Consider the following 23,103-nt stretch of genomic DNA (forward strand, 5'->3'; position numbering starts at 1 on the left):
TCCCCCTATTGGCTGATATTTGAAGCTCCCTGGGACTGGAAGGCCAGGGTCTTCACCACCACCGGCAGCACCGCGCCGCCGGCCACCGGCGCGCCGATGTCCAGATAGTCCCCGCTGCCGGCGCTGATGCCGTCCAGGCAGAGGATGGCCCCCTCCGCCCCCAGCAGAGGCCAGAGGGTCTGGCCCAGCACCTTGGCCATGTCCCCCTCCACCGCAATGACGGGGAACATGCCCCGCTCCAGCAGCGGCTCCATGCCGGCCCTGATGCCCCTGGCCAGGTCCTGGATTCTGCCGTAGGCCGGGTTGGGCTCCCCTCTCAGGCTGAGGGCAATCTGGGTCATGCCCCCCTGGTCGGCAAACCAGCCCGCCTTCTCCCGGAGGGCGGCGGCCAGCTTGTCCCCGTCCCGCTCCTCGTCCGCCGTCAGCCGGAGCACGGGCAGGTTTTTCAGCGGGAAGGACACATTACGGTAGAAGATGGTGGAGCCGGACACCTGGGTGGAGTGGCTGCCCGCCCCCACCACGGTGGCCCGGATGGTCTCGGCGCCACGGACGATGCCCGCCCGCTGAAAGGCGGGAGATGCGGCGATGGCTCTGCCCAGCAGGACGCCAATGTCCCCATAGGCAAAGGCGTCCCCCGGCGGCGACCAGATGCAGTCGGCCACTCCGCCGGAGAAGGACACCCCGTCCACGCTTTTGGGCGGCGTCCAGGCGGTGTCCCGGGTCATGAGGGCCTCCAGCAGGCCGTCCGGCGGTGTCAGCCCTGCCGCCTGCTCCAGGGCCCGGGTCAGGGCGGACACCACCGGTTCCAGGCCGCACTCCTCCGCCCGGTCCCCCAGGCTGGGGATGGGTATACCGGGCACCGCCGCCCCCAGCCGCTCCAGAGCTGGGGAGACGTAGGCGATGCGCCCCCGCTCGGTCTTGATGAGCCGCCCGCCCACGTCCAGGCAGCCGGTGGCCGTCAGGGTCCCATTTTCGTAGAGGGCCAGGTTGGAGGTGCCTCCGCCGATGTCAAAGTGTAATATTCTTTTGTGATGTTCCTTGGAGTATTCATCTATCCCCGCCCCGCGGGCCGCCAGAATGGATTCCAGGTCCGGTCCGGCGGTGGCCACCACAAAGTCCCCGGCGAAGTCGGACAGGGCGGCAAGCACCTGCTTGGCGTTTTCCTTCCTGGCGGTCTCGCCGGTGATGATGACCGCGCCAGTGGAGATGTCCGCCTGCCGAAAGCCCGATCTGCGGTACTCTTCCGCCACAATGGCCCGCACCCCTTCGGCGTCAATCGCCGTCTCGGAGAGAAGGGGAGTGAAGTGGATGGCGCTGCGGTAGAGCACCTCCTTCTCCCCGATGGCGATGCGGGGCACGGAGAAGGGCCCCGCCCGGTTCTCCAGGGTCAGGCGGGAGATGACCAGCTGGGTCGTAGATGTTCCAATGTCGATGCCCACGGACAGGAGCTGCTCGGGCGCCATCTACATCAGCTCCTTCAGGATGGCTTTCAAATCCTCCCGGGTGACGGGCCGGGGATTGCCCGGGGCGCACACGTCGGCCAGGGCGGCCCGGGCGATGCCGTCCAGGTCGGCCAGCAGGGTCTGGCTCTCCACGCCGCAGTCGGTGAGCTTCTCCGGCATGCCCAGCCCCGCCCGCATCCGCTTGACGCCGCCGATCAGGGCCCTGGGGCTCTTGGCCAGGCCGCACAGCCCGGCAAGCCGGGCGTACTGGTCCGCCGCGTCTTTGTCGGCGCTGTTGAAGGCCATGACGTGGGGCAGGAGCATGGCGTTGAGCCGCCCGTGGGGAATGTGATACCTGCCCCCCAGGGCGTGGGCCAGGGCGTGGCAGATGCCCAGCCCGGCGGCGTTGAAGGAGATGCCCGCCAGGCAGGAGGCCAGCAGCATCTCCCCCTTGGCGCTGCTGTCCCCGGCGTGGGCATGGCTCAGGCTGCGCCAGGCCATGGCAAAGGCCTTCTCTCCCATGGCGTCGCTGAAGGGTGTGGACCGCTTTGCCACACAGCCCTCGGCGGCGTGGGTGAGCACGTCCATGCCCGTGTCCGCCGTCACCGCCGGAGGCACTCCGGCAAGCAGGGATGCGTCCAGCACCGCACAGTCGGGCAGCAGGGCGTCGTCCACCAGGGGGTACTTGATCCCCGCGTCCGCGTCGGTGAGAACGGCGAAGGAGGTGACCTCCGACCCGGTGCCCGCCGTGGTGGGGATACACCACAGCTCCGGGGGCGGATTTCCCCCGGCGAAGTGGCGCATGGCCTTGGCGCAGTCCATGGGGGAGCCGCCGCCGAAGGCCAGCACGGTGTCCGGCCCGAAGGCCCGCAGGGCGTGGACCCCCTGGGCCACCAGTTTGAGGGACGGGTCCGGCTTCACCTGGTCAAATACGCTGATCTCACAGCCCTTCAGCCGCTCCTTTATCTTTTCCAGCAGCCCGGATTTATGGGCGAGAAATTCGTCCGTCACAATGAGCACCCGCCGCCCCGCCAGCTCCTCCAGAGCCGCCAGGGCGTCCGGGCCGAACTTGATCTCCGGCCTGATCGCAAAAAGCTCCATGTTTTCTGCCTGCCTTTTCCTCAGATGGGGTTAGTATTGCGGAATTTTCAAAAAATATAGCCCCGGCGGAAAAATTTCCGCCGGGGCAAAAACAGGAGGCCTCCAGATATCCGGAGGCCTCCTGTCACATTCTTCAATTGTCTTTACCAGGTGCAGCGCACAATGCACTTGAGGGTCTGGCCGTCCACCGTAGCGGTGACCGTGGTGGTGCCCTTGGACACGGCGGTGACCGTGCCGTCGCCGGAGATGGTGGCCACGGAGGAATCGCCGATGCTCCAGGTGGGGGTGGAGCTGGTTCCGCTCACCTTGAGCTGCCACTTGGCCCCGGCCTTGTCCAGGGTAAAGTCGGTGCGGTTGAGGGACAACGTGGTGGTGCTGCTGCCGCCCGAGCCGGTGGAGCCGCCAGAGCTGGCCCCGCTGGTGACCGAGTTGTACACTCTGCAGGTCTGGGTATACCCTCCGGCCATGGTGGCGGTGATGGTGGCGGTGCCGGTCTTGCCGGCCGGGCTCACCTTGCCGTTTTCATCCACAGTGACGATGGAGGGGTCGCTGCTCTCCCAGGTGATGGTGCCGGTGGAGCCGGCGGGAGAGAAGGTGACCTTCAAGGTCACAGGATCGGGGTACTTGTTGCTCAGACTGAACTCGCTCAGGCTGAGGGTGAAGCCGGTGGCGGTCTGTCCCTGGGGGATCTCATCGCCGCCCTCGGGGCTCTGGGACCCGCTGGGCTGGGGCTGGGCGGAGTCGGAGGGCTGGGGCTCGGCGCTGTCGCTGGGGGCGGGTGTGTTGCTGGTCACGGGGTTGGGGTCCGGGTCCACCGCCTGCTCTCCCCTGTGAATAAAGGGCCCGATAATGGTAACCACAATATAGATGGCGGCGGCGATGAGGGCCAGGGAGATGATCCAGCCCACGATCTGGAGGGGCGTGGGGCCGCCGCCGTAGCCGCCGCCCCGGGTATTGGTCTTCAGGCGCTTGCCGCCCTTGTGGCGGGGCTCGTCCTCGTCGTAGACCTCGTCCTCGTACTCCTCATCGTCGTAATCCTCTCTGGATTTGGCGCGGCGGTACTCCTCCTGCTCCTCGCAGAAGGGGCAGCGCTTATAGGTAACGGCGTAATACTCGCCGCAGTTTTCGCAGCGGACTGTCTCGTTTCTCGCCCCTGTGGGCTTCTTGGCGGCCATGTACATCCCTCCGTCATTTTGGTGTCGTAATCACCTCTAATCTTACACGCTGCGGCAGGAATCGTCAACGGTCTAACGCAAATTGTACGTTATTTTTTATATCTTATGTCTACCCATAAAAGGAAAGTCCAGGATTGATTATCCAGTCCCCATCCGATATAATGTCTGTTGAACCATTTAATGAAACAGGAGCTGAGGCCTGATGAAGGGTTCCATGACCGCTGCGGCGGTACACAAGCAGTATGAGGAGGGCATCTCCGCCCTCCGGCGTCAGATCGGGGACGGGGCGCTGCGGCAGCGCTTTGCCGCCGAGGCGGACGCCTTTTTCCGCGCCTGCGCGCTGGGCGTGTGGGGCCGGGACGGCAACGCCCTCACCCCCCGCCACGTGGAGTACTACAACGCGGTGTACACCAAGGGGAATCCGGTGCCCTCCATTCTGTTCTGGGAGCTGTCCTCCGCGGTAGCGGAGTACCCCGGCTTTCAGCCTCCCGGCTTCTTTGCCCGGATGCGGGCCAGCGACAAGGTGTCCGGCGGAAAGCTGTCCCGCCGGTTCGTGGACCTGATGACCCTGATGCTGCTGCTCTTCGCGGCGGTGGACGACATCGTCAGCGAGGAGGAGGCCGGGTTTGTCAACCACTGCGCCGACACCCTGCTGGCCCTGTGCGACCGGGACGGTCTGAAGGGGGACAAGGCCCCTCTGGACGTCAGCGACTTCATCACCCGCCGTCCCGCCGCCCCCAAGCCGGACACTCCCTCCCCCGCCGCTCAGGGCGAGGGCGCGCCCCAGGCCCAGTCCTCCGCCCAGCCCAGGGAGGAGGCGGAGCCCGCCCCCAGTCTGGAAGAGCTCCTGGCTGAGCTGGACAGCCTGTGCGGCCTGGAGAAGGTGAAAAAGGACGTCAAGAGCCTGATCAACCTGGTCAAGGTGCGCAAAATGCGCCAGGAGCACGACCTGCCCGTGCCCCCCATGAGCCTGCACCTGGTGTTTATGGGCAATCCGGGCACCGGCAAGACCACGGTGGCCCGCCTGCTGGCCAAGATCTACCACGCCATCGGCGTGCTGTCCAAGGGCCAGCTGGTGGAGGTGGACCGGTCCGGTCTGGTGGCCGGATTTGTGGGCCAGACGGCCATCAAGACCAGCGAGGTCATCCAGAAGGCCCTGGGCGGCGTGCTCTTCATCGACGAGGCCTACGCCCTGGCCAACCAGGACTCCCCCAACGACTTCGGCAAGGAGGCCATTGAGGCCCTGCTCAAGGGAATGGAGGACCACCGGGCCGATCTGATCGTCATCGTGGCCGGGTACACCGAGCTGATGAGCAACTTTATCAACGCCAATCCCGGCCTGGAGAGCCGGTTCAACAAGTATTTCTACTTTGAGGACTACAACGGCGGCGAGCTGATGGAGATCTTCCGCTCCATGTGCAAGAAGAACGGCTACACCCTGGACCAGGAGACGGACAAGTTTGCCGCCGAGGGCTTTGCCCAGCTCTACGAGGAGCGGGACGAGAACTTCGGCAACGCCCGGGACGTGCGCAACGTCTTTGAGCGGGCGGTGGCCCGCCAGGCCGACAGGGTGGCGGCCATGGAGAACCCAGGCAAGGAGGACTTGATGGCCATCACGGTCTCCGACCTGGAGGAGGATGACGAGCCGGAGGAGACCCCCGGCCAGGCCATCGCCCGGGACGCCGCCCCCCTGCCTACGGAAGACGGCGGCACAGGTGAGAGATCTTAAGACAGGATGAAACGGGGACGGGCCTGACGGCCCGTCCCCGTTTGTTCCTATGCTTGATTTTACTCAGGCCTTCTCAGACACAAAGTTCTGGAGGATCTGGGCCACCTCGGCCCGGGTGGCGGTGGCGGCAGGCATCAGCTTTCCGTTGCTGCCCTGCACCACGCCGGCGCCGCAGGCCCACTGGATGGCGGCGGCGGCGTAGGGGGAGACCTGGTCGCCGTCCTGGTAGGCGGACAGGTCGGCGGCGGCGGACACGTCCTGGCCCTTGTACTTGGCGTAGCGCCACAGCATGGTCACCAGCTGCTCGCGGGTGATGCTGTCGTCAGGGGCAAAGCGGCCGTCGGAGTAGCCGTCCACGATGCCGTTGGCCTTGGCCCAGTACACCGCGTCGGTGTACCAGCTGCCGACGGTCACGTCGGGGAACTGCTGGGCGGGGATGGTCACAGCGGGCTTCTTCTCCATGTTGTAGAGGATCTGCGCCAGCATGGCCCGGGACAGGTTGTCCATGGGTCCGAACTTGCCGTTGCCGTAGCCGTTCATGAGGCTTTTGGTCAGGACATAGTCGATGGCGTCGTGATACCACAGGGAGGTGTTCACATCGCTGTAAGCGGTGCTGGGGCAGTTGTCGCTGTGGTCGCCCTGCTGGGCGGTGAACACGGCGGCAACGGTCACGTTGGACGCGGGCATGCGGAAGGTGTACTTGCCGTCCTTCTCGGTGACGGCCACCGCGCCGCCCTTTCTGTCGGTGACGGTCAGGCTGGAGAGCTGGTAGCCCTCATCGGCGGCGACGGTCAGGGTGACGGTGCTGCCCTGGGCGGCCCAGGCGGGCTGAGCCTTCACGGTTCCGTTGGCCGCTTTCTCCACGGTCACGGAGTAGGTGGTGACGGTGGGGACGTCGGGGATGCCGGGCGTCTCCTCCTTGTAGATGAGGTACTGCTCACGCTTGGCGCCGAAGGCGTCCAGACCGGCCTGGAACTTGGCGCGGATCTCGGCCACGGTCTTGCCGGCCTTGATGTCGTCCTTCATCCAGGTGTTGCCCACCGTGTTGTCGAACTCAGCGGTGAACATCTGGGCGGTGTCGTCGGGGAAGAGCTTGTTGAGGGTGGTCAGGATGGTCAGGGCGGTGTCCACGGGGGAATAGGCGTGCTCATCGGCGATGTGGAGCTGGGCGCCGTAGCAGGCCTTGTTGGGGTACTTGACGGCAGCGGCCTCCGTGGTGTTGTTCCAGGGGGTCATGGCCGCCATGCGGAAGTGGACGCCGGGAAGGCCGGCCTCCTTGAGGGCGGTCACGAACTCGGTCATCTTGGGCTGAATGAAGGGCGCGCCAAAGAACTCATAGGCCTTGGTGGTGCCCCAGCCGGAGCACATGCCCTTCTGGTCGTCGGCGGAGGCGGCCCAGTCGCCGGTGCCCTCCAGCCAGCCGATACCGGCGTAGGTCAGCAGGGTGGTGGCAGTGGGGATCTTGGGGTCGGACATGACGAACTGCAGGCCGGTCTCATCGTAGTACATCTCCCGGTCCCAGTTCTCCATGGGGATCACGGTCAGGTCCAGCTTCTCCAGAGAGGCGCCGGAGGCGTGGCCCTCGGCCTTGATCATCTCCGCCAGCTCGCCCAGTGTCATGCCGTAGCGAGTGGGCAGGGCGTAGCCCTGGCCCATGGTCTCGCTCTCCCAGACGGGGCCGTCATAGGTATCGCCGCCCAGGGGGTTGGGCCGGTCCAGCACCACAAAGGGCACGCCGTTCTCCGCGCAGGAGAGCATGCAGTCCGCCATCAGGTACACCCGGGAGTTGGCGCGGGTTCCGGAGTCCTGCATGTCAAAGAGCAGGATATCCACGTCCTTGAGCTGCTCGGCGGTGGGGCCGTTGTCGGTCAGGCGGTAGACAGGCAGGCCGGTGCCCTTCTGGCTGACCGGGCTGTCGGTGTAGCTGCCGGCTTCGGAGGTCTGGAACTCTCCCCGCAGGCCGGTGCCGGTGCTGAACAGGGTGGTCAGGTTGACGCCGTTGGCGATCAGGGTGTCCGCCAGGTGGTTCAGGTCCTTGTCCACGCTGGTCTGGTCGGCCACCAGGCCCACTTTCTTGTCCTTCAGCAGATCCATGTGGTTGGCCAGCAGGTTCTCATAGCCCAGGGTGACAACGGGCTGGGCGGTGGTGACCGGCGTCTTGTCCGCGGGAGTGTCGTACTCCTTCATCAGGTACTTGTCCCGGATGGTGAGATAGTCGGCCATCTCGGTCTTCATGCGGGCCAGCATCTCGTTGGTCTTGGCCAGGATCTGCTCCTTGTCCGCCCCCTTGGGGAAGGCCTGGATCTCCTCCCGGACCCAGCTCACACCCACGCGGGTGTCCACCGAGTTGGGCATATTGAAGGCCTCGGCGCCCTCGCCGCCGTACATGGTCTGGAGGGTCAGGAACAGGGCCACCTGCATCTGGATGGGAGAGCAGGCCCGCTTGTCGGTGATGTGGATCTGGACGCCGTGGGAGAGCTGGTTGGTATAGCTGGTGGGCGTCTGGTTGGCGCTGTACGTGGTGATGGAGGCCGCCCGGAACCGCACCCCGGGCAGCTCCAGCTCGTTCATCCGCTGGGCCAGGTCGATGGGGTCGATGTAGGGGGCGCTGATGAGCTCAAAGGCCTTGGTGGTGCCGCGGCCCTCATTGATGGTGGGGCCCTCAAACCAGACGGTACCGGTGTAGAGCAGGGCCGCCTCCCAGGTGGGCATATTGGGGGAGGGCAGGATAAAGCCCATGCCGGTCTCATCCCAGTACATATCCCGGGTGTACCCCTCGCAGGGGATGACGGTCAGGTCGCAGTCGGCCAGGGAGATCTTGTTGGCCATGCTGGGGTCGTCCCAGTTCCAGTCGGCGGGGGCAGTGGTGGTCGCGCCGTACTCATTGGCGGTGCTGCCGGGAGCGCCGGTGGTCCAGTAGTTCTTGTATCCCTCGCCCTGGTACAGCTTGGCCAGCTCGCCCATGGTCAGGCCGTAGCGGGAGGGCAGGGGGTAGCGGCTGATGCCGCTGGCGTTCTCCGGGGTGGTCATGGTGCCCTCCACCACGCCGCTGCTGATGGTGCTGGGCCGGTCCAGGACGATGAACTCCACATGGTGGTCCTCGCCCTTGGCCTCGTAGTACCTGTTGGCCTCCACGCAGGCGGTCATCACGTCGGCCAGGGTGTACATGTAAGTCCAGGTCTTGCTTCCGATCTCCTGCAGATCGAACAGGATCACGTCCACGGGCTCATACCACTTGCCGTTGTTGCCGGTCAGCATGGCCATGGTGGGCCGGCTGGGGCTCTTGGGGTCGGTGAACTCCGGGTCCAGAGGCGCCGGGTTCTCAAAGCCCATGTCGTTCAGGTGCTCGGCGATGGTGCCGCCGGCATAGAGGCTCCAGGCGGGCAGGCCGGTGGTGGGGTCCTGGAAGTGGGGCACCGCGGCGCCGGCCTGATAGGCGCCCCGCACGCCGTGCTCACCGCCGAACAGGCACACCAGATTGATGTCCGGATCGGCGGCCAGCTTGTCGGCCATGTGGTCCATGTTCTTGTCCACACACACCTGGTTGGTGACCAGGGCCACATTCTTTCCCTTCAGATGCTCTTTCCAGGTCTCACTCTCCAGCAGCACCTCGGCGCCGATCTTTACGCCGTCCGTACTGCTGCTCTTCGTCTCCGCGGTTGCTGAGCCGGCAGCCGCGGCGCCCGGGGCAAAGAGGCTCATGCTCAGTGCCGCCGAGAGGACCAGGCCCAGTATCCTTTCCCATTTTCGTTTCATGTTCTTTCCGCCCTTTTCTTAGAGTTTGGCTCCCGTTGCGGAGCACTCACATACTATCTCACCGGGCGGATTGTATCAATAAGTTTGGGCCTTTTCGAAATTTAGTACCGTGCATCGGAATTTTCCGGCCTTTTATATGCAAATTATCGAAACATTTCCGATAATTCGCCGCACGTTTTATTCAATTTGTACACTTCCCCATGGGGTAGGCTCATGCGCCGCCATACAGCAAGGGAGCGGATGGAATGGCCTCCATCCGCTCCCTTCTCTCTGAAAAAAACATCTCACCCCATAAGCCCGCCGATCAGGCCGGCCAGGGGAATATACCCGATGGGCAGGAAAATGGCGGGCAGCATGTTGCCCACCCGGATCTTCTCCTTGGGCAGGCCCAGCATATTCAGGCCGATGCCCACGATGATGGTGCCGCCCACGGCGTTCATCTCGGTGACCACCGCCGGGTCCATCCCCTGTCCCACCAGGGCGAAGATGAGGGTCAGGCCCCCCTGGTAGAGCAGCAGCGGGATGGCGGAAAAGGCCACGCCCACCCCCATGGCGGCGGCAAAGGTGATGGCGGTGACGCCGTCGATGACGCCTTTGGAGATGAGGATGTCGTACTTGCCCAGCATACCCGCCTGCATGGAGCCGTTGATGGCCATGGCCCCCACGCAGAAGAGGACCGAGGCGGTGACAAAGCCCTCCACAAAACGGCTGTTGTTGTCCCCCCGGATCAGCTTCCGGCGGAGCAGATCCCCCAGGCCGTCCATCCGCTTCTCAATGTCCAGGGCCTCCCCCAGCAGGGTGCCCACCACCATGCACACGATGACGCACAGGGTGTCCGCCGTACCCACCATGCCCGAGATACCGATACCCAGCACGCACAGCCCCAGGGCGCAGGTGAGGATGGAGGCGAACCGGGCGCTGATTCTGTTCTTGAACACCAGGCCCAGGGCGCTGCCCAGCAGGATCAGCGCCACATTGATAATGGTAGCCAGCATGGATTTTCCCCCGTTTGCTTTTACACTTTACATCAATAGCTTTTTTATCATACGCCCTGATCTGCCGTTTGTCAAAATGTTTCTGCCCTCATGTCCCCCTTGTCCCGTGAATAAGCTATCCAGGAAGGGGGCGTGAACCTTGAAACTCAACCGCTCGTCCATGCTGTACGGCACACTGGTGCTCACCCTCACCAGCATCATTTCCCAGGTGCTGGGGTTCGTGTACCGGATCTTTCTCTCCCGCCTCATCGGCGCGGAGGTGATGGGCCTCTACCAGCTCATCATGCCGGTGTACTCTGTGATCATGTCCCTCACCGCCATCGGGCTGACGGTGGCGGTGTCCAACCTTTCGGCGGAGTACCAGGCCCTGGGCAACCCCAGGGCCGTGGTCCAGCTGCTCCGAAAGGCCCTCACCGCCTTTCTGGTGCTCTTTGCCCTGGTGGCGGGGGTGACCGTCCTGCTGTACGACCCCATCTCCGTCCACCTGCTGGGGGACGCCCGCACCCAGCTGGGCCTGCTGCTGCTGCTCCCCTGCATCCTCCTCACCGGCATCGAGAACCTCCACAAGCACTACTTCTACGGCACGGGCAATATCCGTCCCCCCGCCGCCGTGGAGCTGACCGAGCAGCTCATCCGCACCGGCGCGGTGCTGGGCCTGCTGGTGCTGCTGCTGCCCCAGTATCCGGAGCGGGTGGTGGGCATCATCGTGGCGGGCATGTGCTGTTCCGAGCTGTTCTCCTCTGTCACACTGGTGATCCTCTTCCGGTGGCACATGGGCCGCCCTTCCGCCCTGGCCGGTCCCGGCGAGGAGCCCCGCCGCCTCTCCCGCCGGATGGGCGCCATCGCCCTTCCCATCGCCGCCACCGCCCTGCTGGGCAACCTGATGGGCTCGGCCAACGCCGTGCTCATCCCCCAGCGGCTGGTCCACGCGGGCATGGACGTGTCCGCCGCCATGAGCGCCTTCGGCGTACTGTGCGGTATGACGGTGCCCATGCTCTGCCTGCCCACCGCCTTTATCGGCGCCATGGGGCTGGTGCTGGTGCCCAAGCTGTCCCAGAGCGTGGCCCTGGGACGGATGGACGAGGTCCGCCGCCGCATCCACAAGGCCCTGCTGGCCACCTCCGTGCTGGTCATGCCCGCTCTGGCCATTCTGGTGGTGCTGGGACCCACCATCGGCGTCTATCTCTTCCGGGAGGCCACCGTGGGCCGGTACATGGTCCCCCTGTCGGTGGGGGTGCTGCTGTCCTGCTACCAGTCGGTGCTCTCCGGCGTTCTCAGCGGCATCGGCCGCCAGGCCGCAGCCGCCCGCAGCTCCCTGCTCTGTGGCGGGGTGCAGCTGGGCTGCACCTGGGTGCTCATGGGCCTGCCCGGCGTGGGGCTGGGAGGCTACGTGGCCGGATTCGTCCTCAGCTCCGCCCTGGGCTCCCTGCTCAACTACTGGGAAGTCTCCCGCCGCACAGGCTTAAAATCGCGTCTCTTCCAGTGGTGCACCGCCCCCGCCCTGTCCGCCCTGCTCATGGGGCTGGTCATCAACCTGCTCTTCCGCATCCTGCTGGACGCGGGTATGGACAGCGCCGCCGCCTGCCTGGCGTGCATCCTGTTCGGCGGGGTTCTCTATCTGGCCGCTCTCTCTGCCCAGGGCGTCCGCCCCTCCCGGCTGTTCCGGCTCAGATAACGTTTTTCTGACAAATTTCCTCGCTCTTGTCCTGCCGCCCCGGTTTGTGCTATGATATTCATCAGCACCAACACACCGCCGGGAGGCATATACCATGAACAGCACCATGCAAAAACCGTCCAACTCCACCCGCCCCAGACTGCCCAGAGAGCTGCGGCTGCCCGCCGTACTGGCCGCCGTGGTGGTGATCCTGCTGCTGGTCCGCGCCGTGCTGTCCGCCCTTGCGCCGGGCGGCCCCAGCGCCGCCGGGACGCTGCCGGATGAGGTCCCCGACGCGCCGGAGTGGGTAACCCGGGAGCTGCTGCCCATCAACCAGTACTCCCGCCCTGGGGAAAAGCTGACGGCCGTCAACGGCGTGGTGGTCCACTACACCGGCAACCCAGGCACCACTGCCGAGCAGAACCGGAGCTACTTTGCCGGTCTGGCCGAGACCGGCGAGACCTTTGCCAGCAGCAACTTTGTCATCGGCCTGGACGGGGAGATCCTGGAGTGCGTACCCCTGGACGAGGTGGCCTACGCCTCCAGCCAGCGCAATTACGACACACTGTCCATCGAGGTCTGCCACCCGGATGACACCGGCGCATTCAACCAGGCCTCCTATGACGCCCTGGTCAAGCTGGTCCAGTGGCTGATCGACACCTACCACCTGGACCGGGACCAGATCCTCCGCCACTACGATGTGACCGGCAAGGAGTGCCCCCGGTACTACGTCCAGCATCCCGAGGCCTGGGAAGCCTTTCTGGACGATCTGACGTTTTAAGCAAAACACGGGCCTGCCGGGAGAAGTCCCGGCAGGCCCGTGTTCGATTCCGCATACGCGTTCGGCGGTCTCTACAGCGCCTCTCTTGTAACTGCGGGCAGGGCTCCCCCGGCAGTGAGCAGCCCCAGCAGGCCCTCGAACTCCACGCCCTCCAGCGGAGGCGTGGCCAGAGCCAGGGTGCGGCTCACGCACTGCTGCACAAAGGCCGCCGCGTCTGCCGCTGCCTGCCCCAGAGACGCGCCCCGCAGCAGGCCGCCCAGCAGCACCGCAGCGAAGAGATCTCCTGTCCCGGGGAAGCTGCCCTGCTCCCGATGGGTCAGGGCCAGCTCCATTCTGCCGGTGGCGTGGTCCAGGCTGGCCGCGCCCACCCGTTCCCCGCCGTCGGATACGCCGGTGAGCACCACCGACCGCCTGCCCTCCAGGGAGAGCCGCTCCAGCCAGGCGCGGACGGTCTCCCGGTCCGGAGACGCCTGGTACTCCTCCCCCAGCAGCAGGGCCGCCTCGGTCAGGTTGGGGGTGATCACGTCCGCCTGGGCGGCCAGGTCCCCCATCCGGGCACACAGCTCCGGCGTGCAGGTCCGGTAGGCCCGGCCGTGGTCCCCCATCACCGGGTCCACCAGCACCAGGGTCTTCTCCCGCCGAAACCGCCAGATGGCGGTCTGGAGCAGGCCGATCTGCCGCTCTGAGCCCAGAAAGCCGCTGTATATGGCGTCGGGCGCCACCCCCAGCTCCGCCCAGTGGGCCGCCACCCGGCCCATCTGCTCCGTCAGGTCCAGGAACACCGCGTGCTCCGACGCCGGAAAGGCCGTGTGGGCCGAGAGATAGGCTGTCAGCATGGGGTTGCACTGGCACCCCATGGCGGAGAGCACCGGCAGGATCACCGTCAGCGAACACCGGCCTACGCCGGACATATCATGGACTGCCGCCACCCTGGGCGCGCGCTTCATATGCCTCACATCCTCGCCGCCGGAGCCTCCGGCGTTGTTTTCATTTTCTGCGTTGGATACCATTATAGTGTGTTTTCCCCTCCGGTTCAATTGACAATTTTGCCGCGCAATGCTAAAATACCTCCAGTTCCTTTGTCTCTTTTCCTGGCAGCAGCAAATTTCAATACGCAGGTATGGCGGAATTGGCAGACGTGCAGGATTTAGATATTGTCACCTCAGTAAAATCTTTTGAAAACAGATATCTTTAACGAGGGGGTAATGTTAATGGGAGACCTAATAAAGCAGAAGGCTAAATTGCCAACACGACCTGCAAAGAGTCCCGATAAGACGGAAACCTGGGCAGGAAAACATACGGCTCGTGTTACTCAAATCTTTAATCAATCAGATGGCTCCACAGTCAAGACAACAAGAAAAATCAACAAAGATGGAACCATAACAGATAAAGTCGAACACCGTCATAAGTAACAACATTCTTTTGTTTTATGCCTGTAGTCTAAGCTGCGTGTTTGTACTGTAGCTTTTAGCCTTGCGGATTTCTATGTAGTAACGTCATTTCCTTATTTTCAATAAAGGCAAAAGGCAGACAGCCCACCCTGTCACCTGTTTTTATTGACGCGGATCAAGCATAACGCACCGCCTCGGGCGCCCCTCCCCGAGTAAAAATAGAGGGGAACTAAATACGCGGGTATGGCGGAATTGGCAGACGTGCAGGATTTAGGTTCCTGTGCCGCAAGGCGTGTGGGTTCGACCCCCACTACCCGTACCAACTCGCCGCAAGCGATGCATCGCTTGCGGCGAGTATTTTATTTTATGGTAAACCGTATTCCACATCCCCATAGGCGTACGGCACACTCCGTGTACCGTATAAGAGCTCCCTCTGCGGCTCACACCGGCCCCGGCCGGCGCATAGCATGGACTGCGGCCCATCTTCCACCGGGCCGCCGGAAAGGAGGCGCGCCATGGGTACGCTCTGGCAGAAGCGGCTTGCCAGCCTTTTATGTGTAAAAAGTCTTGTGACTCTGGTGCTGACAGTGGTTTTCGCTTTCTCTGTCCTTACGGAGCGGATCTCCGGGCAGGATTTCCTGACTGTATTCTCCGTTATCATCGCCTTTTACTTCGGCACGCAGAGCGAGCGGCTCAACGGTATGCTGGGCGGCGGGCAGGACAGCTGAACCGCCCCCGCAACAGCAGAAAACGGGTCCGCCATACGGCGGACCCGTTTTCCTGTGTGTGTAAGAAAAGAGAGGGAGGAGGGAAAACTTCTGTCATCTGCTGACACTAAGAGAATACCATGTTTTCCCCGCAAAATATTGACTATTTTTTAAAGAACCTGTGAACAAATTGAAAACAAGTCCGGGCAGAAACGCTCAGAAACGATTAAGGGGCACGGAGCCGTCGTCTTCCCCCTTCTCGATGGCCTTCACCACCGCGTAGTAGCCGTAGTTGTCGTTGACCTTGATGTAAAACCGCTCCCCCACATGCCTGCCCAGCAGGGCGGCGCCTACGGGAGACTCCTTGCTGATGCGGCCGTGGAGGGCGTCCTGCCGCATGGTGGTGACCACCTGGTAGGTCTCGGTCTCGTCGTCCTCCTCCAGGTAAACCGTGACCTTGTCGTAGAGCCCCACCGTATCCGGCGCGGCCTGGTCGGAGATGACCACCGCGGTGCGGATCATGTTCTCCAGGAACCGGATGCGGCTCTCGTTCCGGTTTTTCTCCTGCTTGGCCGCCTTATACTCAAAATTCTCGCTGAGATCGCCAAACCCCCTGGCCTCCTTTACCGCCTCCAGCAGCTTGGGCCGCAGGGTGATCCGCCGGTAATCCAGCTCCTCCCGCATCATCTGGAGATCCTTCCGGGTCAGTTCGTTGTGCATTTCGCCGCTTCCTTTTCATGGTTTTTCTCCGTCCGGCGTCGGGCCGTGGCCGGCTGTGCGCGCCGCTTCCGTGCCCCCGATTATAGCACATTCCACTTCCGCGGTCAAAGACCGGCATCCACTTTCCCGTTGACAAGTTTCGACCCGTTCTTATAAAATATAGGTTATGTAAATTTCTATCTGACGGACGATATCCTTTTCTCCGCCGCCTCAGGAGGACTCCCATGGCAACCATCAAGGAAATCGCACGACTGGCGGGCGTCTCCCGCGGCACTGTGGACCGCGTGCTCAACAACCGCCCCGGCGTCAAGCCGGAGACCGCTCAGGCCGTCCGGAACATTATGGAGGAACTGAACTACCGCCCCAATCTGGCGGGAAAGATCCTGGCCGCCGGCAAGCAGCGTCTCAGGCTGGGCTTTCTCATTCCGGACGGGCCGGAGTTTATTTTTTATCAGGACATCCTCCGCTCAGCCCGGAAAAAGGCGGCGGAACTGGAGGATCTGGGAATCGAGGTGCTTTTCTACCTCATCTCCTCTCTGGCCCCCCAGGCCCTGGCCCCGGTCCTGGAGCAGATCCAGGCCGACGAGTTGTCCGGCCTGGCCCTGAACCCCTCCGGCAATCCCCAGCTTCTGGCCCTGGCCCGCTCCTTTGCCGACCGCCATGCCCCCGTGGTGTTCTACAATATGGACGAGCCGGGAGAGCCGCGGCTGTGCTATGTGGGCTGCGACTACCGGAAGGCGGGACATGTGGCCGCCGGGCTGTGCGCCATGGCCATTGGCGGCGTGGGAACCGTGGCCATGATCACTATTTTCACCGCAACAGTCCCCAGCTTCGCGGAGCGGGCCGACGGCTTCATCAGCGAACTGCGGCAGAACTACCCCGGCATCCATCTGCTCAACGGCGGCGCCCCCACCGTCTTTTTCCACAACGATTACTCCGCCGTCCACCAGCTCTTCCGGGACCATCCGGAACTCAGCGCGGTTTACATCGTCAATCCGGGTGACTTCTCCGTCTGCCGCGAGGCCAAGCGGGCAGCCGGCGACCGCCCCCTGCGCATCATCACCAACGACCTGGTTCCCGCCCAGCGGGAGATGCTGCGGGAGGGCGTCATCACCGTGACCCTGGGCCAGCAGCCCGAGCTCCAGGGCTCCCTTCCCCTCCAGCTGCTCTATGAGGCCCTGGTCTACGGCACGGCCCCCTCCTCCAGCTGCCTCTATACCCAGCTGAATATCTACCTGCCCCAGAATGTGTGCCCTCTCCCGGCCTGACCTTTTTTCCGCGCTTTTTCCTCGCAGCACCGTCTGCGCCTCTCCCCATCCGGCGGCGGCGTTCTTTATATTTTTCCTGAAATTTACTTGGTATTTTTGTGTAAAAGAGATAATCTTGTTTCAGCTATTCCGCCGATATTGACAGCAGCCCAGAATGTTATTCATATATCCGCAATGTGCCCGGGCACGTTTTTTTAGTCTATTGTAATGTGCTCGAGCACGAACAAAGGACTGTGAGGAGAGGAACGGAATGGAAAATGCACGGCAGAAAAAGCCCATGAGCAACAAATCCTTTGTCCGCATCTGGACCATTGTGCTCGCTGTTGTCCTGGTACTGGCCCTGGCGCTGAATATCGCCCTGGGTATTTTCAGCAGCTATGTGGACAACTATCTGGGCGGCGGGACCTTTACCATCGTCAACGCCGAGGGCACTGAGAGCTGGGACACCCAGTACGCCAAGTCTGACTATGCCTCCGCTGACGAGACCAACGCCGCCGCTGCGGATATGGTGGTGGAGCTGGAGCAGGAGGGTATCGTGCTCATGAAGAACAACGGCGCCCTGCCTCTGGATCTGTCCAGCGAGAGCAAGGTGACCCTGCTGGGCCGGGACGCCGCCGACCCGGTGTACGGCGGCTCGGGCTCCGGTTCGGTGGACGCCTCCACTGCCGTGGACGCCAAGTCCGGTCTGGAGAACGCCGGCTTTGAGGTCAACGGCACGGTCTACGACCTGCTGTCCGCCTACGCCTCCGACAGCAGCCACCCCAAGGCCAACATCGTGATGGACAAGCCCGACGAGTCCTCCTACTACATCGGCGAGATGCCGGTGGAGAACTACACCGACGAGGCCGTGGCCAGCTTTGCCTCGTACAACGGCGCCGCCATCGTGATGATCGGCCGGGGCGGCGGCGAGGGCGGCGACCTGGCCCGGGACATGGAGGGCTGGGACGACAACTATGTGAAGGGCCAGCACCAGCTGGAGCTCAACCAGGACGAGAAGGACGTCATTGAGCTGGCCAAGGCCAACTTTGACAAGGTCATCGTCCTCATCAACGCCTCCACCACCATGGAGCTGGGCATTCTGGAGGACGACCCCGACGTGGACGCCATCGTGTGGATCGGCTCCCCCGGTCAGACCGGCTTTACCGCTGTGGGCCAGGTGCTCTCCGGCGAGGTGAACCCCTCCGGCAAGACCGCCGACCTGTGGGCTGCCGACTTCACCAAGGACCCCTCCTTTGTCAACTTCGGTTCCTATCAGTACGAGAACGTCACCACCGACACCTCCACCTGCAACGGCTACTTCGTGCAGTATGAGGAGGGCATCTACGTGGGCTACCGGTACTACGAGACCGCCGCCGTGGAGGGCTTCATCGACTACGACCAGGCCGTTGTCTACCCCTTCGGCTACGGCCTGAGCTACACCACCTTTGACTGGGCCGTCACCAACCAGGAGCTGGGCGGCGTGGACGGCAACATCACCGTGGACGTGACCGTCACCAACACCGGCTCTGTGGCGGGCAAGGATGTGGTGGAGCTCTACTACTCCGCCCCCTACTATGCCGACCGTGGCATTGAGAAGTCCAGCGTGGTGCTGGGCGACTTCGCCAAGACCGGCCTGCTCCAGCCCGGCGAGAGCGAGACCGTCACCCTGACCCTGGCCGTGGAGGACATGGCCTCCTACGACTACAAGACCGAGAAGGCCTATGTGCTGGATGAGGGCGAGTACACCATCACCCTCCAGTCCGATTCCCACACCGTCAATGAGGGCTGCGAGCCCATCTCCTACACCCTGTCCTCCCGCACCGTGTTCAGCGGCGACAACCACCGCTCCTCCGACCTGGCCGCCGTCACCAACCAGTTTGACGATGTGTCCGCCATGTTCACCGACACCCCCACCGAGGGCTACGCCCTGAACATGAGCCGCTCCGACTTCGCCGGCACCTTCCCCACCGCGCCCGTGGGCGCCGACCTGGTGGCCAGCGACGAGATCGTGACCGGGTACAACGCCTATGATCCCTCTCAGCACCTGGATGACAGCCTGACCATGCCCACCACCGGCGCGGACAACGGAGTTTCCCTCATCGACCTGCGGGGTAAGGACTATGACGACCCCCTGTGGCAGGACCTGCTGGACCAGCTGACCGTCCAGGACATGCTGACCGTCATCCTCACCGGCGCTTACCACACCGAGATGGTCCAGTCGGTCTCCAAGCCCAACGCTGTGGACCTGGACGGCCCCGCCGGCATCAGCCAGTTCATGGGCGGCCTCCACGGCACCGCCTACACCTCTGAGGTGGTCATCGCCTCCAGCTGGAACAAGGGGCTGGCCTACCGCATGGGCGTCATGGTGGGCAACGAGGCCCTGTCCATGAACGTCAACGGCTGGTACGCCCCCGCCATGAACATGCACCGCTCCCCCTTCGCGGGCCGCAATTTTGAGTACTATTCCGAGGACCCCGTCCTCTCCGGCGCCATGGGTACCGCCGTGGTCTCCGGCGCCCAGAGCAAGGGCGTGTACTGCTTCATCAAGCACTTCGCCCTCAACGACCAGGAGAGCCACCGCACCGACGCCGGCGGCGCCCAGGGCGTGGCCAGCTGGGCCAACGAGCAGGCCATCCGTGAGATCTACCTCAAGCCCTTTGAGATGACCGTCAAGGACGGCGGCGCTGAGATGACCTACATCTCCGACGAGAACGGCACTCTGTCCACCAAGTGGCTGCCCCCCCTGGCGGTGATGAGCTCCTTCAACCGCATCGGCACCACCTGGGCCGGCGGCTCCAAGGCCCTCATGACCAATGTGCTCCGGAACGAGTGGGGCTTTGTGGGCTACGCCATCACCGACTTCAACCTGTACAATTACATGTACCCCGACATGGGCGTGGCCGCCGGCACCGACCTGATGCTCACCTTCACCCCCATGAAGAGCATGGCGGACACCACCTCCGCCACCTCCGTCACCAACATGCGCAACGCCATGCACAACATCCTCTACACTGTGGCCAACTCCAACGCCATGAACGGTATCGCCCCCGGCGCCGAGATGGTGTACCACATGTCCACCTGGCGTGTGGTGCAGATCGCCGTGGACGTAGTGCTGGGCGTGCTCTACGTGGCCGCCATCGCCTGGGTGGTGGTCCGTGTGAAAAAGCACAAGAATGACCCTGTGGACGCGGCCGACACCGCCCCCAAGGCCTGATCTTCCATCCTTCCAAGACAACGAAAAACCGGCACACACTTCACGTGTGTGCCGGTTTTTTATCGTCCGCTCAGTGCTCGTGGCCGCAGCTGCCGCAGCACCCGCCGCAGGCAAAGCCCTCCACAGCCTCAGGGTCCACGCCCTGCTTCTTGTAGTAGTCCGCCAGGGCGGCCTTGATGGCCTCCTCGGCCAGCACGGAACAGTGGAGCTTGTGTCCGGGCAGGCCGTCCAGAGCCTCGGCCACCGCCGCGTTGGTCAGCTGCATGGCCTCGGCCACCGGCTTGCCCTTGATCATCTCGGTGGCCATGGAGGAGGACGCAATGGCCGAACCGCAGCCAAAGGTCTTGAACTTCACATCGGTGATCACGTCGTTGTCGATCTTCAGGTACATCTTCATGATGTCGCCGCACTTGGGGTTGCCCACCTGGCCCACGCCGTCGGCGTCGGGGATCTCGCCCACGTTGCGGGGGTGCTCAAAATGGTCCATGACCTTCTCGGAATACAGCATATCTTGTCTCTCCTTTTCTCACTCGTCCAGGTCCCAGGTGGGCCGGCCGGTCTCCTTGTCCCACACGGGGGACATGTCGCGCAGGTAGGTCACCGCCTTGGGCACCTCCCGCAGGATGGTATCAACGTCTTCTTCGGTGGTCTCCCGGCCCAGGCTCAGGCGGAGGGAGCCGTGGGCGATGGCGTGGGGCAGGCCGATGGCCAGCAGCACGTGGGAGGGGTCCAGGGATGCGGAGGAACAGGCGGAGCCAGAGGAGGCACAGATACCGGCCCGGTCCAGCTGGAGGAGGAGCGCCTCTCCCTCCACGCCCTCAAACACCAGGGACGCGGTGCCGGGCAGCCGGTGGTCCCGGGCGCCGGTGACACGGCTGTAGGGCAGGGCGGACAGGCCGTCCAGCAGCTTGTCCCGCAGGGCGGAGAGACAGCGGCTCTCCTCCTCCAGGCCGCCCACCGCCTCCCGGAGGGCGGCGGCCAGGCCCACGGCGGCAGCCACGTTCTCCGTGCCCGACCGGCGGCCCTTCTCCTGCCCGCCGCCGTGGATGAGGGGCGGCAGCCGGAGGGGCTTGCGCATGTAGAGCACGCCGATGCCCCGGGGGCCGTAGATCTTGTGGCCGGAGAGGGACAGCAGGTCCACCTTCCAGTCCTCCACGTTGACCGGGATATGGCCCACGGCCTGGACCGCGTCGGTGTGGAAGAGCACCCCCGCCTCCCGGGCGATGGCGCCGATCTCGGCGATGGGCTCCACGGTGCCGATCTCGTTGTTGGCCGCCATCACGGAGATCAGGATGGTGTCCGGCCGGATGGCCGCCTTCACGGCGTCAGGGTCCACCCGGCCCTGGCTGTCAACCGGGAGATAGGTCACCTCATAGCCCTGCTTCTCCAGCCACTGGGCGGTGTGGAGCACGGCGTGGTGCTCGATGGCGGTGGTGATGATGTGCTTTCCCTTCTTCTGCCGCAGCTCCGCCACGCCCTTCAGGGCCCAGTTGTCCGCCTCGGTGCCGCCGGAGGTGAAGTAGATCTCCTCGGGCTTGGCCCCCAGACAGGCGGCGATCTCCGCCCGGGCCTGCTCCAGGTCGCTCTTGGCCTCCTGGGCGAAGCGGTAGAGGCTGGAGGGGTTGCCGTACTGCTGCTGGAAATAGGGTGTCATGGCCTTCAGAGCCGTATCGGAAAGGGCCGTGGTGGCCGCGTGGTCGGCATAGATCAATCTGGTCATGGATATACTCCTCTCAAAGGCTGATTTCTCAATCCTTATAATTCCTATCTGTTTACTATGATTATAAGAACACCGCGCCAAAAAGTCAAGCCCTTTCGAAAATTTTCTCACCCGCGCCCGTTTATTTCAGCCGCCGCCATTTCTTAACCAAACTTTAATTGACTTGCTCCGCGCCCCAATGGTATATTGAGCTTACCCTTGCAAATCCTTCCGACTGGAGCGGACAGAATGGATAAAAAATTACTGAAAAGCATTCTCCTGATCATCACATACGCGGTTCTCCTGGTGCTCTTTATCATCCAATTCAACGAGGTACGCAACCTGTTCTGGACTGTGCTGGGCCTGTTCCAGCCCCTGTTCATCGGCTTTGCCATCGCCTTTGTGCTCAACCGGCCCTGTCAGCTCTTCTCCCGGCTCTACGACCGGGGACTGGGCAGGACAAAGGCCAAAAACCTCTCCAGGCCTTTGGCCGTGCTCACCTCCTACCTTCTCCTGTTCGTGCTCATCATCGCCTTTTTCTCCCTGGTGCTCCCCAAGCTGGTGGACAGCATCCAACTCTTCCTGAGCAGCATCAACGGCTACATGCTCAACGTGCAGAAGTGGCTCAATGAACAGGAGTGGCTCTCTCCCCTCTTCTCCTCCCTCCATCTGGAGAATCTGAATCTCTCCACCTTCAGCGACCTGATCAAGGGGGCCCTCAACGGCGTGGTGGACACCCTGACCACCGCCGTGCCCCAGCTGCTGACCATCACCAGCAACATCATCTCCATCGTGGTCACCGGCTTCCTGTCCATCATCTTCTCGGTATACATGCTCTCGGGCAAGGCCACCCTGCTCTCCCAGTGCCGCCGGGTGCTCAAGGCCTACGCGCCGCCCAAGGTGGAGGCCTGGGTCACCGACGTGGTCCACCTGACCGCCAATACCTTCACCGCCTTTGTCAGCGGGCAGCTCATTGAGGCCTGCATTCTGGGCGGCCTCACCGCCCTGGGCATGCTCTTCATCCAGGCCGACTACGCCCCCCTCATCGGCGTCATTGTGGGCACCACCGCCCTCATCCCCATGGTGGGCGCGTTTTTGGGCGGCGCGGTGGCCGCCGTGCTGCTCATCATGGTCTCACCTCTGAAGACCCTGATCTTTCTGATCTTCCTTCTGTGCCTTCAGCAGTTCGAGGGCAACGTGATCTACCCCCGTGTGGTGGGCAGCAACGTGGGTCTGCCCGCCATCTGGGTGCTGGCCGCCGTCACGGTGGGCGGCGGACTGTTCCAGTTCGTGGGCATTCTGGTCAGCGTACCGGTGGCCTCCGTGCTCTACACCCTGCTCCGTCGGGATGTTCACCGGCGGCTGGGAGAATCCAAGGTCTGATAAATAGGAACCCCCCGGCATAGCCGGGGGTTTGATAAGGTAGAATAAGTTTCGCAAAAAGAAAAAGAGACATGGTTTGCAGATCTCTGGTAGAATGAAGTCGCGACAC

At 63.4% G+C, this 23,103-nt stretch carries 16 protein-coding genes and 1 tRNA gene; 8 read left to right on the forward strand and 9 right to left on the reverse strand.

Annotated features, from left to right (window positions below; all coding sequences use genetic code 11):
* Nucleotides 1-5 precede the first annotated feature (5 nt).
* From Q0K23_RS06500 to Q0K23_RS06510, 3 genes are all read right to left on the reverse strand, one after another.
* Nucleotides 6-1,463: an ethanolamine ammonia-lyase reactivating factor EutA gene (locus Q0K23_RS06500; protein WP_294519484.1), complete on the reverse strand. Its 1,458-nt coding sequence runs from the start codon at nucleotides 1,461-1,463 to the stop codon at nucleotides 6-8.
* Entirely contained in the window at nucleotides 1,464-2,543 is a 1,080-nt protein-coding gene (locus tag Q0K23_RS06505; RefSeq protein ID WP_294519487.1) for a 1-propanol dehydrogenase PduQ, read from the reverse strand. It abuts the gene before it with no gap.
* Nucleotides 2,544-2,686: 143 nt separating this feature from the next.
* Nucleotides 2,687-3,718, reverse strand: a complete 1,032-nt coding sequence (locus Q0K23_RS06510) for an Ig-like domain-containing protein (RefSeq protein WP_294519490.1) — start codon at nucleotides 3,716-3,718, stop codon at nucleotides 2,687-2,689.
* Between the two features lie 202 nt (nucleotides 3,719-3,920).
* Between Q0K23_RS06510 and Q0K23_RS06515 the strand changes: the two genes are divergently transcribed.
* Nucleotides 3,921-5,447 carry an AAA family ATPase gene (locus Q0K23_RS06515; RefSeq protein ID WP_294519492.1) on the forward strand — a complete coding sequence of 509 codons (1,527 nt, stop codon included), beginning with the start codon at nucleotides 3,921-3,923 and terminating at the stop codon, nucleotides 5,445-5,447.
* A 63-nt stretch (nucleotides 5,448-5,510) separates the two neighbouring features.
* On the opposite strand, the gene Q0K23_RS06520 is transcribed toward Q0K23_RS06515, so the two are convergent.
* On the reverse strand, nucleotides 5,511-9,203 hold the full coding sequence (locus Q0K23_RS06520; RefSeq protein WP_294519494.1) for an exo-beta-N-acetylmuramidase NamZ domain-containing protein: 3,693 nt from the start codon (nucleotides 9,201-9,203) through the stop codon (nucleotides 5,511-5,513).
* Between the two features lie 284 nt (nucleotides 9,204-9,487).
* Nucleotides 9,488-10,198, reverse strand: a complete 711-nt coding sequence (locus Q0K23_RS06525; RefSeq protein ID WP_294519496.1) for a DUF554 domain-containing protein — start codon at nucleotides 10,196-10,198, stop codon at nucleotides 9,488-9,490.
* Nucleotides 10,199-10,337: 139 nt separating this feature from the next.
* Here Q0K23_RS06525 and Q0K23_RS06530 point away from each other — a divergent pair, with 139 nt between their 5' ends.
* Together Q0K23_RS06530 and Q0K23_RS06535 are read left to right on the forward strand one after the other, a co-directional pair.
* Nucleotides 10,338-11,873 (forward strand): polysaccharide biosynthesis C-terminal domain-containing protein, encoded by a 1,536-nt coding sequence (locus tag Q0K23_RS06530; protein ID WP_294519498.1) that lies wholly within the window; start codon nucleotides 10,338-10,340, stop codon nucleotides 11,871-11,873.
* Between the two features lie 94 nt (nucleotides 11,874-11,967).
* Nucleotides 11,968-12,633 (forward strand): N-acetylmuramoyl-L-alanine amidase family protein, encoded by a 666-nt coding sequence (locus Q0K23_RS06535; RefSeq protein ID WP_294519501.1) that lies wholly within the window; start codon nucleotides 11,968-11,970, stop codon nucleotides 12,631-12,633.
* A 71-nt stretch (nucleotides 12,634-12,704) separates the two neighbouring features.
* On the opposite strand, the gene Q0K23_RS06540 is transcribed toward Q0K23_RS06535, so the two are convergent.
* Nucleotides 12,705-13,580: a pyridoxamine kinase gene (locus tag Q0K23_RS06540; RefSeq protein ID WP_294519505.1), complete on the reverse strand. Its 876-nt coding sequence runs from the start codon at nucleotides 13,578-13,580 to the stop codon at nucleotides 12,705-12,707.
* 681 nt (nucleotides 13,581-14,261) lie between these two features.
* On the opposite strand from Q0K23_RS06540, the gene Q0K23_RS06545 reads away from it, so the two are divergent.
* A tRNA-Leu gene (locus tag Q0K23_RS06545) sits at nucleotides 14,262-14,346 on the forward strand.
* A 193-nt stretch (nucleotides 14,347-14,539) separates the two neighbouring features.
* A complete protein-coding gene (locus Q0K23_RS06550; RefSeq protein WP_294519508.1) occupies nucleotides 14,540-14,752 on the forward strand; it encodes a hypothetical protein in 213 nt (70 codons plus the stop codon).
* Nucleotides 14,753-14,947: 195 nt separating this feature from the next.
* Here the strand turns inward: Q0K23_RS06550 and Q0K23_RS06555 are convergent, their stop codons facing one another.
* Complete coding sequence (locus Q0K23_RS06555; protein WP_294519511.1) at nucleotides 14,948-15,451, reverse strand: GreA/GreB family elongation factor; 504 nt, start codon at nucleotides 15,449-15,451, stop codon at nucleotides 14,948-14,950.
* Between the two features lie 224 nt (nucleotides 15,452-15,675).
* Here Q0K23_RS06555 and Q0K23_RS06560 point away from each other — a divergent pair, with 224 nt between their 5' ends.
* Nucleotides 15,676-16,719, forward strand: a complete 1,044-nt coding sequence (locus Q0K23_RS06560; RefSeq protein WP_294519514.1) for a substrate-binding domain-containing protein — start codon at nucleotides 15,676-15,678, stop codon at nucleotides 16,717-16,719.
* A 250-nt stretch (nucleotides 16,720-16,969) separates the two neighbouring features.
* Nucleotides 16,970-19,912, forward strand: a complete 2,943-nt coding sequence (locus Q0K23_RS06565; protein WP_294519517.1) for a glycoside hydrolase family 3 C-terminal domain-containing protein — start codon at nucleotides 16,970-16,972, stop codon at nucleotides 19,910-19,912.
* A 70-nt stretch (nucleotides 19,913-19,982) separates the two neighbouring features.
* On the opposite strand, the gene nifU is transcribed toward Q0K23_RS06565, so the two are convergent.
* Nucleotides 19,983-20,420: a Fe-S cluster assembly scaffold protein NifU gene (gene nifU / locus Q0K23_RS06570; protein WP_294519521.1), complete on the reverse strand. Its 438-nt coding sequence runs from the start codon at nucleotides 20,418-20,420 to the stop codon at nucleotides 19,983-19,985.
* 18 nt (nucleotides 20,421-20,438) lie between these two features.
* Nucleotides 20,439-21,632: a cysteine desulfurase NifS gene (gene nifS / locus Q0K23_RS06575; protein ID WP_294519524.1), complete on the reverse strand. Its 1,194-nt coding sequence runs from the start codon at nucleotides 21,630-21,632 to the stop codon at nucleotides 20,439-20,441.
* 228 nt (nucleotides 21,633-21,860) lie between these two features.
* On the opposite strand from nifS, the gene Q0K23_RS06580 reads away from it, so the two are divergent.
* Nucleotides 21,861-22,994 carry an AI-2E family transporter gene (locus Q0K23_RS06580; RefSeq protein ID WP_294519528.1) on the forward strand — a complete coding sequence of 378 codons (1,134 nt, stop codon included), beginning with the start codon at nucleotides 21,861-21,863 and terminating at the stop codon, nucleotides 22,992-22,994.
* Nucleotides 22,995-23,103: the final 109 nt, after the last annotated feature.

This window comes from uncultured Pseudoflavonifractor sp. (assembly GCF_944387275.1).
Taxonomy (GTDB): Bacteria; Bacillota; Clostridia; order Oscillospirales; family Oscillospiraceae; genus Pseudoflavonifractor; species Pseudoflavonifractor intestinihominis.

Coding starts and splice junctions, on each gene's coding strand:
- Q0K23_RS06555 (WP_294519511.1), bottom strand. CDS start 15,451: ATGCACAACGAACTGACCCGGAAGGATCTCCAGATGATGCGGGAGGAG.
- Q0K23_RS06565 (WP_294519517.1), top strand. CDS start 16,970: ATGGAAAATGCACGGCAGAAAAAGCCCATGAGCAACAAATCCTTTGTC.
- nifU (WP_294519521.1), bottom strand. CDS start 20,420: ATGCTGTATTCCGAGAAGGTCATGGACCATTTTGAGCACCCCCGCAAC.
- Q0K23_RS06580 (WP_294519528.1), top strand. CDS start 21,861: ATGGATAAAAAATTACTGAAAAGCATTCTCCTGATCATCACATACGCG.
- Q0K23_RS06525 (WP_294519496.1), bottom strand. CDS start 10,198: ATGCTGGCTACCATTATCAATGTGGCGCTGATCCTGCTGGGCAGCGCC.
- Q0K23_RS06510 (WP_294519490.1), bottom strand. CDS start 3,718: ATGGCCGCCAAGAAGCCCACAGGGGCGAGAAACGAGACAGTCCGCTGC.
- Q0K23_RS06540 (WP_294519505.1), bottom strand. CDS start 13,580: ATGAAGCGCGCGCCCAGGGTGGCGGCAGTCCATGATATGTCCGGCGTA.
- Q0K23_RS06500 (WP_294519484.1), bottom strand. CDS start 1,463: ATGGCGCCCGAGCAGCTCCTGTCCGTGGGCATCGACATTGGAACATCT.
- Q0K23_RS06505 (WP_294519487.1), bottom strand. CDS start 2,543: ATGGAGCTTTTTGCGATCAGGCCGGAGATCAAGTTCGGCCCGGACGCC.
- Q0K23_RS06515 (WP_294519492.1), top strand. CDS start 3,921: ATGAAGGGTTCCATGACCGCTGCGGCGGTACACAAGCAGTATGAGGAG.
- Q0K23_RS06560 (WP_294519514.1), top strand. CDS start 15,676: ATGGCAACCATCAAGGAAATCGCACGACTGGCGGGCGTCTCCCGCGGC.
- Q0K23_RS06520 (WP_294519494.1), bottom strand. CDS start 9,203: ATGAAACGAAAATGGGAAAGGATACTGGGCCTGGTCCTCTCGGCGGCA.
- nifS (WP_294519524.1), bottom strand. CDS start 21,632: ATGACCAGATTGATCTATGCCGACCACGCGGCCACCACGGCCCTTTCC.
- Q0K23_RS06535 (WP_294519501.1), top strand. CDS start 11,968: ATGAACAGCACCATGCAAAAACCGTCCAACTCCACCCGCCCCAGACTG.
- Q0K23_RS06550 (WP_294519508.1), top strand. CDS start 14,540: ATGGGTACGCTCTGGCAGAAGCGGCTTGCCAGCCTTTTATGTGTAAAA.